Annotated in this window: 18 protein-coding genes; 9 read left to right on the forward strand and 9 right to left on the reverse strand. The window is 57.1% G+C overall.

Features of this window, described 5'->3' with window-relative positions; genetic code table 11:
• Positions 1–11: 11 nt before the first annotated feature.
• Positions 12–554 carry a hypoxanthine phosphoribosyltransferase gene (hpt, locus tag ACR0NZ_RS02960; protein ID WP_480516838.1) on the reverse strand — a complete coding sequence of 181 codons (543 nt, stop codon included), beginning with the start codon at positions 552–554 and terminating at the stop codon, positions 12–14.
• A gap of 72 nt (positions 555–626) precedes the next feature.
• Here hpt and ACR0NZ_RS02965 point away from each other — a divergent pair, with 72 nt between their 5' ends.
• Positions 627–1,073, forward strand: a complete 447-nt coding sequence (locus ACR0NZ_RS02965; RefSeq protein WP_480517734.1) for a type II toxin-antitoxin system RatA family toxin — start codon at positions 627–629, stop codon at positions 1,071–1,073.
• 37 nt (positions 1,074–1,110) lie between these two features.
• The gene (locus ACR0NZ_RS02970) at positions 1,111–2,403 is read left to right on the forward strand and encodes an MmgE/PrpD family protein (protein ID WP_480516840.1); all 1,293 of its coding nucleotides are present in this window, start codon (positions 1,111–1,113) and stop codon (positions 2,401–2,403) included.
• On the opposite strand, the gene pyrC is transcribed toward ACR0NZ_RS02970, so the two are convergent.
• Positions 2,400–3,437 carry a dihydroorotase gene (gene pyrC, locus ACR0NZ_RS02975; protein ID WP_480516842.1) on the reverse strand — a complete coding sequence of 346 codons (1,038 nt, stop codon included), beginning with the start codon at positions 3,435–3,437 and terminating at the stop codon, positions 2,400–2,402. The two genes, ACR0NZ_RS02970 and pyrC, sit on opposite strands and share 4 nt — an antisense overlap.
• 163 nt (positions 3,438–3,600) lie before the next feature.
• On the opposite strand from pyrC, the gene ACR0NZ_RS02980 reads away from it, so the two are divergent.
• A complete protein-coding gene (locus ACR0NZ_RS02980; protein WP_480516844.1) occupies positions 3,601–4,509 on the forward strand; it encodes an AAA family ATPase in 909 nt (302 codons plus the stop codon).
• A 58-nt stretch (positions 4,510–4,567) separates the two neighbouring features.
• Positions 4,568–5,827 carry a vWA domain-containing protein gene (locus tag ACR0NZ_RS02985; protein WP_480516846.1) on the forward strand — a complete coding sequence of 420 codons (1,260 nt, stop codon included), beginning with the start codon at positions 4,568–4,570 and terminating at the stop codon, positions 5,825–5,827.
• Positions 5,828–5,831: 4 nt separating this feature from the next.
• On the opposite strand, the gene ACR0NZ_RS02990 is transcribed toward ACR0NZ_RS02985, so the two are convergent.
• On the reverse strand, positions 5,832–6,338 hold the full coding sequence (locus ACR0NZ_RS02990) for a hypothetical protein (protein WP_480472487.1): 507 nt from the start codon (positions 6,336–6,338) through the stop codon (positions 5,832–5,834).
• A gap of 224 nt (positions 6,339–6,562) precedes the next feature.
• Between ACR0NZ_RS02990 and ACR0NZ_RS02995 the strand changes: the two genes are divergently transcribed.
• Positions 6,563–7,531: an XdhC family protein gene (locus ACR0NZ_RS02995; protein ID WP_480516848.1), complete on the forward strand. Its 969-nt coding sequence runs from the start codon at positions 6,563–6,565 to the stop codon at positions 7,529–7,531.
• Positions 7,528–8,529: a molybdopterin-binding protein gene (locus ACR0NZ_RS03000; protein ID WP_480516850.1), complete on the forward strand. Its 1,002-nt coding sequence runs from the start codon at positions 7,528–7,530 to the stop codon at positions 8,527–8,529. Before ACR0NZ_RS02995 ends, ACR0NZ_RS03000 begins: the two co-directional genes overlap by 4 nt.
• A gap of 64 nt (positions 8,530–8,593) precedes the next feature.
• On the opposite strand, the gene ACR0NZ_RS03005 is transcribed toward ACR0NZ_RS03000, so the two are convergent.
• On the reverse strand, positions 8,594–9,508 hold the full coding sequence (locus tag ACR0NZ_RS03005; RefSeq protein ID WP_480516852.1) for a MurR/RpiR family transcriptional regulator: 915 nt from the start codon (positions 9,506–9,508) through the stop codon (positions 8,594–8,596).
• 71 nt (positions 9,509–9,579) lie between these two features.
• On the opposite strand from ACR0NZ_RS03005, the gene ACR0NZ_RS03010 reads away from it, so the two are divergent.
• From ACR0NZ_RS03010 to ACR0NZ_RS03020, 3 genes are all read left to right on the forward strand, one after another.
• Positions 9,580–10,353, forward strand: a complete 774-nt coding sequence (locus ACR0NZ_RS03010) for a beta-keto acid cleavage family enzyme (protein ID WP_480516854.1) — start codon at positions 9,580–9,582, stop codon at positions 10,351–10,353.
• The gene (locus ACR0NZ_RS03015) at positions 10,350–11,666 is read left to right on the forward strand and encodes an aspartate aminotransferase family protein (RefSeq protein WP_480516856.1); all 1,317 of its coding nucleotides are present in this window, start codon (positions 10,350–10,352) and stop codon (positions 11,664–11,666) included. Before ACR0NZ_RS03010 ends, ACR0NZ_RS03015 begins: the two co-directional genes overlap by 4 nt.
• Positions 11,667–11,745: 79 nt before the next feature.
• Positions 11,746–12,132 carry a hypothetical protein gene (locus ACR0NZ_RS03020; RefSeq protein WP_480493298.1) on the forward strand — a complete coding sequence of 129 codons (387 nt, stop codon included), beginning with the start codon at positions 11,746–11,748 and terminating at the stop codon, positions 12,130–12,132.
• A gap of 58 nt (positions 12,133–12,190) precedes the next feature.
• Here the strand turns inward: ACR0NZ_RS03020 and infC are convergent, their stop codons facing one another.
• The 5 genes from infC to ACR0NZ_RS03045 all read right to left on the reverse strand — a co-directional run bounded on the left by infC (position 12,191) and on the right by ACR0NZ_RS03045 (position 16,658).
• Positions 12,191–12,781, reverse strand: coding sequence for a translation initiation factor IF-3 (infC, locus tag ACR0NZ_RS03025; RefSeq protein WP_480476723.1), 591 nt, complete (start codon positions 12,779–12,781; stop codon positions 12,191–12,193).
• A 116-nt stretch (positions 12,782–12,897) separates the two neighbouring features.
• The gene (locus ACR0NZ_RS03030) at positions 12,898–13,731 is read right to left on the reverse strand and encodes a ferredoxin--NADP reductase (protein WP_209504075.1); all 834 of its coding nucleotides are present in this window, start codon (positions 13,729–13,731) and stop codon (positions 12,898–12,900) included.
• A 107-nt stretch (positions 13,732–13,838) separates the two neighbouring features.
• A complete protein-coding gene (locus ACR0NZ_RS03035) occupies positions 13,839–14,246 on the reverse strand; it encodes a DUF934 domain-containing protein (protein ID WP_480472503.1) in 408 nt (135 codons plus the stop codon).
• Complete coding sequence (locus ACR0NZ_RS03040) at positions 14,243–15,004, reverse strand: phosphoadenylyl-sulfate reductase (RefSeq protein ID WP_480516858.1); 762 nt, start codon at positions 15,002–15,004, stop codon at positions 14,243–14,245. Before ACR0NZ_RS03040 ends, ACR0NZ_RS03035 begins: the two co-directional genes overlap by 4 nt.
• Positions 14,994–16,658, reverse strand: a complete 1,665-nt coding sequence (locus ACR0NZ_RS03045; protein WP_480516860.1) for a nitrite/sulfite reductase — start codon at positions 16,656–16,658, stop codon at positions 14,994–14,996. Before ACR0NZ_RS03045 ends, ACR0NZ_RS03040 begins: the two co-directional genes overlap by 11 nt.
• Positions 16,659–16,679: the final 21 nt, after the last annotated feature.

Here is a 16,679-nt window from a genome sequence, read left to right on the forward strand (position 1 = left end):
GCCCGCTCGGGCTATTCGTCCGTAAAGCGGACTTTGCCAATATAGGGCAGGTTGCGATTGCGTTGGGCGTAGTCAATTCCATAACCCACGACAAATTCGTCTGGTATCTCAAAACCGATCCAGTCTGATCGGAAATCCACTTCGCGGCGGCTCGGCTTGTCTAGCAAGGCAATGGATTTCAGGCGCGCGGGGTTACGGCTTTGCAGCAACTTGGTGACATGGTTCAACGTATGGCCTGTGTCAACGATATCCTCGACAACCAGCACGTCGCGCCCTTCAATTGCGCCGCGTAAGTCTTTGAGAATGCGAACTTCCCTGCTGCTCTCCATCGCGTCTCCGTAAGAAGATGCTTCAAGGAAATCCACCTCGATCGGAAGGTCAAGTTCGCGCACAAGGTCGGCGATGAAAACAAAGCTGCCGCGCAGCAGACCCACGACCACCAGCTTGTCTGTTTCTTTGAACTCTGCCGAAATGTCGCGACACAGCTCCTCGATTCGAGCGGCGATGGCCTTTGCCGAGATCATCTCATCTATCACATATGCGCGGTCAGTCATCGCAGCCCCCTTGATCTTTGGCGCGCAACATACGACATGACGCGCCATTGTCACCTGCAAATACCGGACGTCATGCCTATCCATTCGGAAACCCGCCACCTGCCGTATACAGCCCAGCAGATGTACGACCTGGTTGCCGATGTGGCCAAGTACCCCCAATTTCTGCCATGGTGTGCTGCTGCCCGCATTCGCAAGACCTATGCGATGGAAGAGGCTGAGGTGATGGAGGCTGATCTGGTCATCTCGTTCAAGGTTTTCCGGGAACGATTTGGCAGCAAAGTCACCCTGTTTGCGGATCAAAAGAAAATCGACACCGAATACTTGGACGGCCCCTTCAAATACATGAAATCCGACTGGCAGTTCGAGGACGCGCCTGATGGGGGCTGCAACGTCTCGTTCCATGTGGATTTCGAATTCAAGAACGCCATCCTGCAAGGGATTATCGGTGTGGTTTTCAACGAAGCGATGCATCGGATCGTGCGCGCGTTCGAGGCGCGCGCGCAAGAACTCTACAGCTAGGTCTTTACCCTTGTCAGGCGCACGCTAGACTACGCGCATGACGGAATTTACAGTATCATTGGCCGCTTTTGCGGCAGGGCCGATTTCTACGTCGTCTCAGGCGCGAATCGTCACATCGCTATCTGTTCTTGACTGGGTCGCTGTGGGCCGGGCAGGCGCGCGCGAACCCGTCTCAACCACGGTTCGCGACATGATACTTTCCGAAGGCGGGAACCCTCAGGCGCATCTCTTTGGCGGCGGCTCGGCGCCGCTACGTGGTGCGGCGTTGGTGAATGGCACGGTGTCTCACGCGCTGGATTACGATGACACGCATTTCGCCCATATCGGGCATCCTTCCGTCGCCATTTTGCCTGCAGCCCTTGCGGTGGCCGAATGGGATGACCGTATTCTTGTCGACTTTCTCGAAGCCGCTTTGGTGGGTATGGAAACCTCAATCCGAATTGGCTTGTGGCTGGGGCGCGGTCACTATCAGGCAGGGTTTCACCAGACGGCGACATCCGGTGCCTTTGGGGCGGCAGTCGCTGTTGGCCGTTTGCTGGGTTTTGACGCAAACCAGATGCGAATGGTTCTGGGTCTGACGGCGACGCGTGCGGCGGGGCTGAAGGCGCAGTTCGGAACCATGGGCAAGCCGTATAATGCCGGACTTGCCGCTTCAGCAGGGGTCGAGACGGCCTTGCTGGTACAGCGCGGTTTTCAGGCCAACGCCGACGCGCTGGAGGGTCCTTATGGATTTGGGGCAACGCATCAAGGTGCAGCGGATCAAACTGCTCTGGATGGGTTGGGCGATGAATGGCTGTTTGAAACGGTCAGCCACAAGTTTCACGCCTGTTGCCACGGTCTTCACGCCGCTCTGGAAGCCGCGCGGGAGTTGGACATAGCGGAGCCAGAGGTCGCCGAGATCCAGATTAAGACTCATCCGCGCTGGATGAGTGTGTGCAATCAACTGTCACCGTCAACCGGACTGGGGGCCAAGTTTTCCTATCGGACAGTGATCGCGATGCAGGCGCTGGGATATGATACGGCTTTGCCTGGTAGTTTCACCGACAAGGTCTGCGTCGACCCGCGTATAACGTCTTTGCGCGACCGCATCACGGTCGAGGCAGATGACAGCCTGTCAGAAACGCAGGCGCATCTGTTCCTGCTGCGTCGCGATGGCATTCGCCGCGAAGCGACGCATGATCTGCTGAACACAGTGTCGTTGTCGGACCGTGAGGATCGCGTGCGCGACAAAGCGACCAAGCTGATCGGTGCGGATGAGGCGGACACGATCTGGTCGATGCTGCGCACTGGGGGACGTGCCCGCGATCTGGCCGAACGTATGGCGGGTTAAGCCACGCACCAGTGCAACGGAAAGCCCGGGTCAAATACAGTCACTGGTCCATCGCCTGTTTCAATCTTTGAGGGATACGAAACGGGCTCACCCTTGGTCAGGGTAATCATATCCTGGTTCACCGGTAAGCGATAGAAACCCGGCCCGTTGAGCGACACGAAGCCTTCCAGCTTTTCCAATGCACCTTCCCGGTCAAACATTTCAACCACCAGAGACATGGTGTTGGTCGCCGTAAAACAGCCCGCACAGCCACAAGCCATTTCCTTGTTTGCATCCGTGTGCGGGGCACTGTCCGTGCCCAGAAAAAACCGCGCATCGCCCGATGTTGCGGCGGATAGCAGGGCCAGACGGTGTTCCTCGCGCTTGGCAACAGGAAGGCAATAGTAATGCGGTTTGATGCCACCAACTAGGATATGGTTGCGGTTGATAATCAAGTGATGCGCCGTGATCGTTGCACCCAGATCAACCGCGTTGGCTTTGACATAATCCACACCATTGGACGTGGTGATATGTTCCATCACAACACGCAGGCCCGGAGTCGATCTGCGGATCGGATCCAGAACACGGTCGATGAACACGGCTTCGCGGTCAAATATGTCGATCTCGGGATCCGTCACCTCGCCATGCACACACATGGGCAGGCCAATTTCGGCCATCTTCTCAAGCACCGGGCGCACTTTGTCGAAGTCGCGCACACCTGAGGCGGAGTTGGTGGTAGCCCCGGCAGGATACAGCTTGACGGCTTTGATCAGACCGTTGGCATGGGCCGCTGCGACATCTGCGGCATCTGTATCTTCGGTCAGATACAGGGTCATCAACGGCTCGAACGTCATACCATCGGGCAGAGCCGCCATAATGCGGTCTCGATAGGCGGCGGCCTGATCGCCGCGCACAACCGGCGGTACAAGGTTCGGCATAATGATCGCACGGGCGAAATGGCGCGCGGTTTCGGGCAGGACGGCCTGTAGCATCGCGCCATCGCGCAGATGCAGATGCCAGTCGTCGGGGCGGCGGAGCGTAAGGGTGTCGGTCATGGCCTTCCGCTAGCATAGCTGTTGCGAAAGACCAACTGCGTCCGCGCAAGGCACAAAAAAAATCTTGTCAACCGACCTGAACGTCGTAGCTCTGTCCAAGGTTGAGGCCTTGACGCCCAGACACTTGCATGACCTGTTTATCCCTAAAGCAGAGAGGGGTTCCATGACACAGCCAGATTCCATCGATGCCGTGCAGCAGATGCTGGGTCGTCAGGGCTATGTCTGCGGTCGTGCCCTTGCGACGGTTGTGTTCCTGTCGCTGAAGCTTGGACGCCCGTTGTTCCTGGAAGGCGAAGCAGGGGTTGGAAAGACCGAGATCGCCAAGGCTCTGGCATCCGGGTTGAACCGGCGCCTGATCCGGTTGCAGTGCTACGAAGGGCTGGATGCGTCGTCAGCTGTTTACGAATGGAATTTTCCGGCGCAGATGGTCGCGATCCGAACGGCTGAGACCGCGGGTGGGGCCGACCGGGGCGCGTTGCAGACTGAACTGTTCTCGGACGAATACCTGATCGAACGCCCCTTGTTGCAGGCGATGCGCCCGGACGAAAACGGAGCGCCAGTTCTGCTGATCGACGAATTGGACCGGACCGACGAACCGTTTGAAGCGTTTCTGCTCGAAGCGCTCAGTGACTTTCAGGTCACCATCCCCGAACTTGGCACTATAAAAGCACCTGAACCGCCCATCGTGATCGTCACCTCGAACCGGACGCGGGAAGTGCACGATGCTCTCAAGCGCCGTTGCCTCTATCATTGGGTCGACTACCCCAACTTCGAGCGTGAGCTCGAAATCCTGCACGCCCGTGCGCCTGAAGCTGCGGAAGCACTCAGTCGCGAGGTTGTAGCCTTTGTTCAGCGTTTGCGCACCGAGGATTTGTTCAAGAAACCCGGTGTGGCCGAGACCATCGACTGGGCGAAATGCCTGTTGGCGCTGGATGTGATGAACCTCAGCCCCGAGGTGATCGGGGATACGCTGGGTGCGATCCTCAAATATCAGGACGACATTCAAAAACTTCAGGGGTCCGAGGCAAAACGCATCCTCGACGAGGCCAAGGCCACGCTCGAACCGGTCTGATGTTTCATCTTTTTTCAAATACTCCGGGGGTATGGGGGCAGAGCCCCCGTAACGTCTGATGGCCGAACAACTTCCGCTGGATATCCCGGACAACCCAAAGCTGGCGCACAACATCACCCATTTTGCCCGCGCACTCAGAAAGGCTGGGCTGCCAATCGGACCCGGTCGCGTGATCGACGCTATTCGTGCCGTGCAGGCGGCAGGTTTTTCCGAGAAACAGGATTTCTACTGGACCTTACACGCCTGTTTCGTGAACCGCCCGGAACACCGCGTGATTTTTGCGCAAGTCTTCCGAATGTACTGGCGAGACCCGCGTTACATGGAACACATGATGGCGATGATGCTTCCTGCAATTCGGGGCGTTCAGGAGGTGCGCAAGGCCGACGCCGGTGAAAAGCGCGCGGCTGAGGCACTGCTGGACGGGGTTGAGCGTGATTTGCCGGACGCTGCCGGGCAAGAGGAAGGCGAAACCGAGATCGAAATCGACGCGACCCAGACCGCCTCATCCGAGGAACGGCTGCGCAATCTGGACTTCGAGCAGATGAGCACGGCCGAAATCGCGCAGGCCAAGCGCGTATTGGCGCGGATGACACTGCCGGTAAAGCCAATTGAATCACGCCGCGGGCAGACAAGTCATTTGGGGCACCGCATCGACCGTGCCCGCACATTGCGCGCGGCCATGCGGCAAGGGGGTGAGTTGCGCGAAATTGCCAGGCTACAGCCCAAACTACGCTGGCCAAATCTTGTCGCACTTTGCGATATTTCCGGCTCGATGAGCCAGTACAGTCGGATCATCCTGCATTTCCTGCATTCAGTGTCCAACGCCAAGGGAGCGGGTTGGGCCAAGGTCCATGCCTTCACATTCGGCACACGCCTCACCAACATAACGCGCCACCTGCACCAACGGGATGTAGACGCGGCACTTGCCGCAGCAGGGGCCGAGGCGCAGGATTGGGAGGGCGGCACGCGTATCGGAGAGTGCCTGCATCAATTCAATAGGGACTGGTCACGCCGGGTGATGGGGCAGGGGGCGGTTGTTCTGTTGATCACAGACGGGCTCGAGCGGGATGATCCCGAGCTCCTCAGGAAAGAGATCGAGCGTCTGCACCTGTCCTCAAAACGCCTGATCTGGTTGAATCCCTTGTTGCGTTGGGACGGGTTCGCGCCCAGGGCGCAAGGGGTTGCCGCGATGCTACCGCATGTTGACAGTTTTCGCGCAGGGCATTCGATTGCCTCACTCGAAGACTTGGCCGCAGCGATTTCACAACCCGACGATGAGGGGCAGAAAGCACGGCTGATGGCCGCGCTTTCCGACTAGCAGCTTACGACAGCTGTTCTTCATTGCACTTGCGGGCCATCTCCATGGCTTTGTAAGTGCCTGTCAGATCGACGGTGAAGGCGTAGGATGTCTCGGGAAACACGATCATGACCTTCTTCTTGGCCAGATCATCCGCGAACTGTGGGCTGTCCGACAGAACATAACCACCGGAATAGCCTTTGGTGATGTTACCTTTCATGCCGGTCGCTTCACCCAGATATATGTTGTCGCCCAGCAGGATGGCGACTTCTTGCGTCTCGCCACGTTTGATATCGGTTTCAGCCTTGGTGAAGATGCCGACATATCCCACGCCACGATCTTCGGTCAGGCCCATCTGAACGACGTTTTCCGCATCATCCACCGCCTCGATCAGGCAGGATTTCTTTTCAGTGTCGATGAAGACTTTCCAGCCTTCAACCTCTCCATAGCGTTGGAATGTGTCAGCCCACGCTGCGGTTGAAGTCAAAAGACCAACTGCCGCGCCCAATGCAAGAATACGTTTCAACTGCATGTCTCCGATCTATGATTTGTATGGTATGCAAGCCAGACCTGAAGTCGGTTGCCTGCACAGGCTAGAACTCGGGTCACAAACAATCAATGCTATGATTTGTTGAATATGGCTCGGGCAATGGCGTTGCCTTATGGGGTTCAATATAGACCTTTTGGTAAGCCTGATGCGCTTTTCATCACGCAATTCCCGCTTATGTTGGTGTCATAGGTCATCCGGAGGTTCCGATGGAACGATTCGACAACAGTCCTGAAACGGCGCTTGACTGGCACCGCAGCGGGCGCGGCGCGGCGCTCGCTACAGTTGTCGAAACCTGGGGCAGTGCACCGCGGCGGGTGGGATCCCAATTGGTGATTGGTGGCGATGGTCGGATAGAAGGTTCCGTTTCTGGTGGATGTGTCGAAGGTGCTGTTATCGTCGAGGCGCTTGAAGCCATTGATGAAGGCGAAGCGCGTTTGCTTGAATTCGGGATCAGTGACGACGATGCTTTCGCGGTTGGTTTGGCCTGTGGGGGGACTATACGCATTCTTGTCGAACCCATAGGAGAAGTCCTGCCCGAATCTATGTTGGCGGAACTGGTTGCCGCTCGGGCCGCTCGTGAGCCCGTTGCCTACGAAGTCAATGTCGAGACCGGGCGCAGGGCGTTGCGCCGCAATGCTTATGCCGACAGGCTGCGTATGGATCGGTCAGGGTTCGAAGAGGATGGCCAGACCTTTGTCGCAGTACATAACCCACCGCTGAGGTTGCTGGTCGTTGGGGCGGTTCACATCGCGCAGGCTCTGGTGCCGATGGCGCGGATTGCGGGCTATGATCCAACCATTATCGACCCGCGTGACGCCTTTGCGTCCAGAGCACGTTTTCCCGGTGAAACGATCCTGACGGATTGGCCGGATGAAGCCGTTGCGAAGCTGGGACTGGACGCGCGGACCGCTATTGTCCTGCTGACACATGACCCAAAACTTGACGATCCGGCGCTACAAGCCGCGTTGGCCGCCGATGTGTTCTATATCGGTGCATTGGGGTCAACACGCACCCATGCCAAGCGCATTGAGCGTATGAAAGCGGCGGGTTTTACCGATGCGCAAATCTCTGGCATTCATGGGCCCATTGGCCTGGATATCGGGGCCGCCGGTCCCTCGGAAATCGCGGTTGCGATACTGGCGCAGATCACTGCAGTTCTGCGAGGGAAAGCATGAAATTTGGGCCTGTGCCGGTGTCCCAGGCAGAGGGGGCCATTCTGGCGCATTCGGTTACAGCGGATGGGCGAAAGCTTCGCAAGGGGCTTGAATTGCGCTCGGAACATGTGGCGCAACTGGAAAAGGCTGGTCTAAGCGAGGTCATTGTTGCCCGACTGGATTCCGGCGATTGCCATGAAGATCAGGCGGCACGTAAGCTGGCGTCTGCGCTGGCACCTGATCCGGCATCAGCCAACTTGCGTGTTACCGAGGCATTTACCGGGCGGATAAACCTTTTGGCCGACGGGCCTGGGGTTGCCGTGCTCGATGTTCGTGCACTTGAATTGTTCAATCTGGTCAATCCAATGATTACCGTTGCGACCGTTCCGCAGTACCAGCAAATGGGTGCGAACGGCATGGTGGCGACCATTAAGGTCATCTCATATGCCGTGCCAGAGGCTGATGTTCAGCGCGCCGCCGGGCTGGCACAAGGAGCTGTGCGTCTGGCGCGGCCTGTTCATCGGACAGCCGGTCTTGTTGTAACGGAAATTCCCGGTGGTCCACCGAACGAAAAGGGGATTGCGGCCATTCGGGGACGGGTCGAGGCATTGGGAATGGAGCTTGCGGAGGTGCAGATTGTTCCGCATCGAACAGATTCCTTGACCAGCGCGATTTCTATGGGGAAAGGCGATCTTCTGATGATATTGACGGGATCGGCCACCTCGGATCCCAACGATGTCGCACCGTCGGCCGTTCGGCTGGCTGGCGGGACGATTGATCGCTTTGGTATGCCGGTTGATCCGGGAAACCTGCTGTTTCTTGGGGACTTGCAGGGCCGACCTGTGATCGGCTTGCCGGGATGCGCGCGCTCTCCGGCGTTGAACGGGGCCGATTGGGTGCTGTCGCGTGTCGCATGCGGGATTGAAACAACAGGTGCAGATATTGCCGGAATGGGGGTTGGCGGATTGTTGAAGGAAATCCCGACCAGACCTCAGCCGCGGGCGAAAAGAAACGACTGACCGCCGTCAAGGTCCGCGATATGGCGTATCACACCGTACTTGCGGCCAATGTACTATTGATATTCTAGGGTTTTCTCATCCTTGGCAATACGCCGGGTCGCCAATACGCGCCGGTGTCCTCCCGGGCTTTTTGAAACTGTTCGACCCTATCCCGTGCGGCGTCTCCTCCTGCATCAAAGAGATGTCCGAGCAGGCATTCCAGAACCGCCATCGCGCCAGAAAAGCTAGAAAACGGATGTAAAGTGCGGGTGCTGACGGGCAGAACGACATCCGGGTTGACGCCGGGTGCAATCACCTCGCTATCCGACAGCAACACAATCTTCATGGCCCGGTCGCGGGCAAAACGCATCGAATGGATCGTATCTGCGGAATAGGGATGGACGGTGATGGCAAACAAACAATCCTCGGACGTGGCCTCGACCAGGTCATCGACAGCCGAGCCCATGTGTCTTGGTATCAGCTGTAATCCGGGATGGGCCATGCGGCCGGCGTAGTGAAAATAATAGGCCAGCGCATGACTGGACCTTGTGGCGGTCACATAACAACGACGTGCAGACACCATGTATTCAACGGCACGCTTGGCCAATTGCGGCTCCATCAGGCGCAGGGATCGGGACACAACATTCATCTCATTGCGCGCAAATCTGGCCTGTGCGTCATTGAAAGGGTCTTGTCTGGGTGACGTGGTTAACCATTCCTGACCAATCCTGTCTTCACTGTCGGTTGTGAGAGCAAGGCGAAATGGGTGGCGAAAGGCGTCAAAACTGTCGAATCCCATACGCTGCGCCAGTCGAACAAGAACACTGGTGCTGATGCTGATCCGGTCGGCTGTCGCTCGGACCGGGTTCAGGCCGAAATCACCTGGATGGTCGATAATATATTTCGCTGCGACTTGCATCTGCGCAGGCATTCCGTCGATCTCGCGTCGGATTTGGCTGGTCAAGGCTGTAAGGGTGGGCGTCATGCCGAAAAGAAACATATGTTTTCTTTTGTGTAAATTGAAAACATCATCCAGCGAATCTAACTGAGGGCAAAGACTTGGGTGGTGCTATGACATCAAAAACAACTAACAGCTCGGACAGGCCCTACATTCTAGTTGCGCCAAACGGTGCCCGGCGGTACGCGTTGGATCATCCAGCCTTGCCACTCAGGATTGATCAGATCGTCATATCTTCGCGGGATTGCCATGCCGCAGGTGCGGATGGGTTGCATCTGCATATTCGGGATGCAGACGGACGGCATTCACTGGACGCCGGATTGTACCGGGAAACGCTTGCGGAATTGCAGCGCGAAGTTCCAAAAATGGAGCTACAGATCACGACCGAAGCTGCCGGGCAGTTCGACGTGGCATCGCAACTGGACTGTTTGCAAAAGGTGCGACCTGAATGGGCATCAATCTCGGTGCGTGAAATCGCCCGCGATCTGAACCTTGCGCCCAGGGTCTATGCACTATGTGCGGATCAGGGCACACGGGTTCAGCATATCTTGTATGATACTGAGGACGCACGTTTACTGGAACAGTGGCTCGCTTTGGGCATCGTACAGGCGGATCAGACAGATCGTTTGCTTGTTCTGGGGCGATACAGCGATGGCCAGCAATCTGTGCCTGCCGATCTCGACGCCTTTCCAGAATGCCCGGCCAGTTGGATGGTGTGCGCCTTTGGAACGCAAGAACATGCCTGTCTGGCTGAGGCTGCGCGACGCGGTGGTGACGTGCGGGTTGGGTTTGAAAACAGTCTGACGGGGCCGGATGGCAGGCCGTGGGCAGATAACGCGGCCTCGGTTGCAGCATTAGTCGAATTGCTTGGAAGGGCACAGAAATGAGTCATGTTTTCCCACGTCACACGAAATCGGACCTTCCTGTCGCGGTCGGCGGCGATGGCTGTTATCTGATCGACGCAAAGGGCAAGCGTTACCTGGATTGCGGTGATGCGGCGGTATCTTGTCTGGGCCATTCGAGCCAGGCCGTGATCCAAGCGGTACAGCAGCAGGTGGAACAGATTGCCTTTGCGCATACAGGGTTCATGACATCAAAACCGGCTGAGGCTTTGGCCGAATTGTTGATCCGGTACGCGCCGGGGGATCTGGACCGGGTGTATTTTGTTTCGGGCGGGTCCGAGGCGACCGAAGCGGCGATCAAGCTGGCGCGCCAGTATTTCCTTGAAATTGGTCAGCCTGAACGGCGTCACGTTATCGCGCGAAAGCAAAGCTATCACGGCAACACTTTGGGGGCTTTGTCCGCAGGGGGTAACGCATGGAGACGGGCACAATTCGCCCCGATGCTGATCGAGATGACGCATATCTCTGCCTGCTACGAATATGCCGAAAAACCGGAAGACGAGAGCAGCTTTGACTATGGTCAGCGTGTGGCCAATGAGCTGGAATCCGAAATCCTGCGGCTGGGCCCTGATACTGTCATGGCATTTATGGCCGAACCAGTGGTTGGGGCTACCCTTGGCGCAGTCCCTGCGGTTGAAGGGTACTTCAAGCGTATTCGCGAGATCTGCGACCACTATGGTGTGTTGCTGATTTTGGATGAGGTGATGTGCGGTATGGGCCGAACCGGTCACCTGTTTGCCTGCGATCATGACGACATCGCGCCGGATATTTTGTGTATCGCCAAGGGGTTGGGGGCCGGATATCAACCGATCGGAGCCATGCTGTGTACCGGCAAGATCTATAACGCGATCCGCGACGGATCAGGGTTTTTCCAACATGGACACACCTATGTCGGTCATCCGGTCGCCACAGCCGCCGCATTGGCGGTAGTCCGTGAGTTGACCGAACGGGATTTACCTGCGCGTGCCGGGGTCATGGGCAACAAGCTGCGATCCGCCCTCGAGGCTGCATTCGGACAGCACCCGAACGTGGGAGATATCCGTGGGCGCGGGTTGTTCCGTGGTGTTGAACTGGTCGCTGACCGCGACAGCAAGGCCCCTTTTGATCCATCACGTGGCATCGCAGGTAAGGTGAAAAAGGCAGCACTGGACGAAGGGTTGATTTGCTATCCCATGGCTGGCACGCGGGATGGCCGGAACGGCGATCATGTACTGCTGGCGCCGCCCTTTATTATTGAAGAGGAACAGATAGGCGAACTCGTCAGCAAACTGGAACGCGCCCTTTCTGCTGTGTTTTGACTTTACCGTGAGCGCACTGTTCGCCCGCAGCTTATTTGTTAATGTCGCGGGAGAAGTATCTGAAAAGGCGAAATCAATAGTGCTGGATATTTGGCGCAGTTTCCGTGCGCTTCCCCTTTGGGTGCAGATCTGGGTGGCCGTAATATTGGTGCCGGTTAATCTGGTTCCGCTTGCTTTCCTGGATCAGCCACAAGGGATGCTCATCGCTGTTCTGGCGATTACCGGTATGGCGCTGAACATACCCATCATGGCGGTTGCGCGCGGGATGAGTGGCGCGATGGCCTTGCCGCACATTCTGTGCTGGGTTCCACTAGTTGTCATTGTAGCGCTTTTGTTGTTTTCCGATGCGACCCTGAGCACTGCCTTTGCCAAGTTTCTTTGGGTGCTTCTGATCGTTGACGTAATTTCCCTGCTTTTCGATTTCAGGGATGCGGTCAACTGGTTACGAAGCAGACGCGCGACCTGAACAAAAAAAGCCCCTTCGGCAGCGAAGGGGCTTTGATCGTTTTGGTCTTTGAAGCAGATTACTTATGCGGAAGCGGACCGATCATCATGACCATCTGACGGCCTTCCATCTTCGGCATGTTCTCGATCTTGCCGACCTCTTTGATGTCTTCGGCCACACGCTCCAGCAATTCGCGACCCAGGTTCTGGTGTGCCATTTCACGGCCACGAAAGCGCAGGGTGACTTTGACTTTGTCGCCCTTTTCCAGAAACTTAAAGACGTTCTTCATTTTGACGTCATAGTCATGCGTATCGGTGTTGGGTCGGAATTTGACCTCTTTCACTTCGATGACTTTTTGTTTTTTGCGCGCTTCGTTTTCGCGTTTTTGCGTTTCGTACTTGTACTTGCCGAAATCCATGATCTTGCAGACCGGTGGGTTCGCATTAGGTGAGATTTCGACCAGATCAAGACCTGCATCTGCGGCCATCTGCATGGCTTTGGCGGGATGAACCACCCCGACATTTTCACCTTCGGCACCAATCAGCCGAATTTCGGGGGCACGGATTCTTTCATTTACGCGCGGGCCGGTTTCACGTTGAGGCGGCGCGTTGTGAGGTCTGCGAGCTATGGGTTCATTCCTTTGATGATTGCAGAATTTCGAGCCCGGAATTTAAACCGGGCGAGACCGCACTTCAAGCGGCATAAATACAGGGTAATGCGAAAAAACTTGTTTTCTGCCGGTGTTTTTCGCGTTCAAGGCGGCAAAGCCCTGAACGCAGGGTTGCTTTAGCCGACAAAGGCTTTTTCGATCACGAACTCCTTGGGTTCCGAGTTAGCGCCTTCACGCAAACCAAACCCCTCGAGAATTTCCTTGATATCCAGGTTGAAAGCCAGCGAACCGCAGACCATTGCACGGTCGGTTTCAGGCTTGATGCCGCCATCAATACCCAGATCGGAAAATACGGTGCCATCCTGAAGAAGGGTGGTGATGCGGCCCATCTTGGGGCTCTCTTCCCGTGTGGTGGTCGGGTAATAGCGGATCTTGTCGGCAAATCCTTCACCGATCAGTTCGGCCAACAGTTCGTCCTGGCGGATGCTGTCGATCAGCTGACGGCCATATTCCAGCTCTGCCACTTCGCGGCAGGTGTGGGTGATGATGACCTCGTCATAATCCTCATAGGTCTGTGGTTCACGCAGCAGCGAGGCAAAAGGTGCAAAGCCGGTGCCGGTTGCAAAAAACCACAGGCGTTTGCCGGGCAGCAGGGCGTCATGCACCAATGTGCCAACCGGTTTGGGACGCAAGATGATCTGATCACCCGGTTTGATATGTTGCAATTTCGACGTCAGCGGGCCGTTCTGAACTTTGATCGAATAAAACTCCAGCTCTTCATCCCACGAGGGCGAGGCGATGGAATAGGCGCGCAGCAACGGCTTGCCGTTGTCACCCAGCAGACCAATCATCACAAATTCGCCCGAGCGGAACCGCAACGAGGCCGGGCGCGACACCTTGAAAGAAAACAGGCTGTCGGTCCAGTGTTTGACGTCGGTTACGGTTTGCGCGTCCGGAAGGACGGGGACTTTTACTGCGGTTGCTTCGCTCACGGGCTTCATCTCTGTCATCGTTTACCTGCCGGTCTGCTAAACCGACATCTCCGTTTAATCTTTGATCCAAGTCAGGAAAAGGGGACAGATTGCCCCCTTTGCGTCACAAGCTGGCAAGTGCGGGATTAGCCGCGCAGGCGGGCCTGATAGTTATTCTCTTTCCAGTTCGCGCGGGCCAGCCACTGATCCTCGGGTTGGCGATCTGCCAATTCTCCGTCGATCTCGACCTCGTCAAAGCCGCTGCGGCGCGCCATGGCGTATTGATCGGCAAGCACATGCCCTTTGGCGCGCAACCGGCCTTTGTAGCCCTTCAGGCGCAATGTGCGGGCGATGGTAAAGCCGCGACCATCTGCGAAGGAGGGGAAGTCTACCCGAACCAGCCTGGTGCCGCCCAACCGGTCATACAGTTCGTCCGGGTCTGTCTCCGAGCTCACGTCCAGCGCGACCACGTCATTGGCGGCGTCATCCAAAGTGACAAAGCCGTCGGTCCAGTCATCGGGCGAAAAGCCCTCATCCGTTACGATTACGTTCATGTTTTCTCTCCGACGCGCATCATCTTGCCATCGACAAAATGGATGCCGCATTCTTCCTTATTCTGGTCGCGCCAGCGTCCGGCGCGGGGGTCTTCGCCCTCTTTGACCGGCGAGGTGCAGGGCGCACAGCCGATCGAAGGGTATCCTTTGGCCACCAGCGGGTGCCGGGGCAGGTTGTTTTCTTCCATATAGGCCCGCACATCCTCGGGCGCCCAATGGGCGAGCGGGTTGACCTTGATCCGGCCTGTACCATCTTCGACCTCGAAGAATTCCAGCGCGGCGCGCGTGCCGGCCTGAAATCGCTTGCGTCCGGTTATCCAGCCATCGAACCCCACCAGTGCTTTTTGCAGCGGGAACGTCTTGCGCAGGTTGCAGCACGCGTCCGTGTCGCGCAGGCGCAACGCACCGTATGGGTCTTCGCGCTCAACTTCTGCATCCTCGGCCCGGACGATGCGAATGTTGGTAAGCCCTAGACGCTCGCTCACCTCCTGCTGGTACTCCAGCGTTTCGGTGAACAGCATTTGCGTGTCCACGAAAAGAACGGGCGTTGCCTTGTTCACCACCGCCGCCATGTGCAAAAGAACGACAGATTCCGCACCAAAGCTCGAGACCAGAGCAAGCTCATCGATCTCATCAATCGCCCCATGCATGACATCATGAGCGCTGTGGTGCCGGAACCGGGCATTCAGGTCTTCGACACGTTCAGTCAGTTCGCGTCTGTCCCGGCCCAGTTCCGTCTGGATCAGGTCAAGCGGCATTTGCTCGGGCCTCGGGGTAGAGGGCGTCTTTGAACGGCGCCATGCCCACCCGGCGATATGTTTCCAGGAATGTCTCCTCTGCGCCTGCACGCTGGTTCAGATAGGTGTCGACAATGCGCTCAACGGCAGGAACGATTTCGTCATAGGCAAAGCCCGGACCGGTGCGATCACCAATTGCTGCAGTTTCGGTCGCATCGCCACCCAAAGTGATCTGGTAGTTTTCCACGCCTGCGCGGTCCAGACCCAGAATGCCGATATGGCCGACATGGTGGTGACCGCAGGCGTTGATGCAGCCTGAGATCTTGATCTTCAGGTGGCCGATGTCATGCTCGAGCTTCAGGTCCTCGAACCGCGTCGCAATTTCCTGAGCAACCGGGATCGAACGCGCCGTCGCCAGCGCGCAATAATCCATGCCGGGGCAGGCGATGATATCGCTGATCAGACCGATATTGGCGGTTGCCAGTTCGTATTCCTTCAGCTTGGCGTGGATCGCGGGCAGGTCCGATTTATGGACATGCGGCAGGATCACGTTCTGCTCGTGGCTGATGCGCAGCTCGTCATAGGCGAACTCTTCGGCCAGATCGGCCATCACGCGCATTTGCTCGGCAGTTGCATCGCCCGGCGTTGCCCCATGCTTCTTGATCGAGATCGTGACAATCGCATGGTCCGCGTCCTTGTGCGGCGCGATGTTGGTATCGACCCACGAGCGGAAAACCGGATCGTTGGTATAGGAGCTTTCAAACGACGCGACCGAAGCTTGGCGGAAGGCAGGCGGTGCAAAGTGGCCCTTTATCTCTTCCAGCAGGTTCATGTCCGCGCCTTTGAACTGCGGGCGGACCTTCAGGAAGCGTTCGTTAACCTTGGCGCGGATAGCGTCGATGCCATGCTCGTGCACGGTGATCTTAATACGTGCTTTGTACTTGTTGTCGCGGCGACCAATCTGGTTCCATACGGAAACGGTGGCTTCCAGATAGGCCAGCAGGTCATCAAAGGCGACGAATTCGGACAATTCCTTGCCGATCATGGGCGTACGGCCAAGGCCACCGCCAACAATGACGCGCGCGCCAAGAACGCCGTCACGCTCAACCAGTTGCAGGCCGATGTCATGTGCCTTGATCACGGCGCGGTCGTTTTCACTACCAGTGATGGCGATCTTGAATTTGCGCGGCATAAACTGGAATTCCGGGTGGTCGGTCGACCACTGGCGCAGCAATTCGGCGTAAGGGCGGGGATCAGCGACCTCATCCGCTGCGGCGCCAGCAAAGTGGTCGGCGGTCACGTTGCGAATAGTGTTGCCCGAGGTCTGTATGGCGTGCATGCCAACCTCGGCCAGCGCGTCCAGCATATCCGGCACGTCGCTCAGCTTTGGCCAGTTGTACTGGATGTTCTGACGCGTGGTGAAATGGCCATAGCCTTTGTCCCACTTCTCGGCCAGCAGCGCCAGTTGACGCATTTGCGCACTGTTCAGCGTGCCATAGGGAATGGCGACACGCAGCATGTAGGCGTGCAGTTGCAGGTACAGCCCATTCATCAGGCGCAGCGGCTTGAATTCGTCTTCGGTCAACGAGCCGTCAATGCGACGCTCGACCTGGGCGCGGAACTGCGCGTTACGTTCTGCCAAAAATGCTGTGTCGAACTCGGAGTAGCGATACATGTCTAGCTGTCCTTGTTTGCA

This window comes from Ruegeria sp. AE3 (assembly GCF_056542225.1).

Excerpts from the sequence above, each read along its gene's own strand:
- hpt (WP_480516838.1), bottom strand. The coding sequence starts at position 554 with ATGACTGACCGCGCATATGTGATAGATGAGATGATCTCGGCAAAGGCC.
- ACR0NZ_RS02965 (WP_480517734.1), top strand. The coding sequence starts at position 627 with ATGCCTATCCATTCGGAAACCCGCCACCTGCCGTATACAGCCCAGCAG.
- ACR0NZ_RS02970 (WP_480516840.1), top strand. The coding sequence starts at position 1,111 with ATGACGGAATTTACAGTATCATTGGCCGCTTTTGCGGCAGGGCCGATT.
- pyrC (WP_480516842.1), bottom strand. The coding sequence starts at position 3,437 with ATGACCGACACCCTTACGCTCCGCCGCCCCGACGACTGGCATCTGCAT.
- ACR0NZ_RS02980 (WP_480516844.1), top strand. The coding sequence starts at position 3,601 with ATGACACAGCCAGATTCCATCGATGCCGTGCAGCAGATGCTGGGTCGT.
- ACR0NZ_RS02985 (WP_480516846.1), top strand. The coding sequence starts at position 4,568 with ATGGCCGAACAACTTCCGCTGGATATCCCGGACAACCCAAAGCTGGCG.
- ACR0NZ_RS02990 (WP_480472487.1), bottom strand. The coding sequence starts at position 6,338 with ATGCAGTTGAAACGTATTCTTGCATTGGGCGCGGCAGTTGGTCTTTTG.
- ACR0NZ_RS02995 (WP_480516848.1), top strand. The coding sequence starts at position 6,563 with ATGGAACGATTCGACAACAGTCCTGAAACGGCGCTTGACTGGCACCGC.
- ACR0NZ_RS03000 (WP_480516850.1), top strand. The coding sequence starts at position 7,528 with ATGAAATTTGGGCCTGTGCCGGTGTCCCAGGCAGAGGGGGCCATTCTG.
- ACR0NZ_RS03005 (WP_480516852.1), bottom strand. The coding sequence starts at position 9,508 with ATGTTTCTTTTCGGCATGACGCCCACCCTTACAGCCTTGACCAGCCAA.
- ACR0NZ_RS03010 (WP_480516854.1), top strand. The coding sequence starts at position 9,580 with ATGACATCAAAAACAACTAACAGCTCGGACAGGCCCTACATTCTAGTT.
- ACR0NZ_RS03015 (WP_480516856.1), top strand. The coding sequence starts at position 10,350 with ATGAGTCATGTTTTCCCACGTCACACGAAATCGGACCTTCCTGTCGCG.
- ACR0NZ_RS03030 (WP_209504075.1), bottom strand. The coding sequence starts at position 13,731 with ATGACAGAGATGAAGCCCGTGAGCGAAGCAACCGCAGTAAAAGTCCCC.
- ACR0NZ_RS03035 (WP_480472503.1), bottom strand. The coding sequence starts at position 14,246 with ATGAACGTAATCGTAACGGATGAGGGCTTTTCGCCCGATGACTGGACC.
- ACR0NZ_RS03040 (WP_480516858.1), bottom strand. The coding sequence starts at position 15,004 with ATGCCGCTTGACCTGATCCAGACGGAACTGGGCCGGGACAGACGCGAA.
- ACR0NZ_RS03045 (WP_480516860.1), bottom strand. The coding sequence starts at position 16,658 with ATGTATCGCTACTCCGAGTTCGACACAGCATTTTTGGCAGAACGTAAC.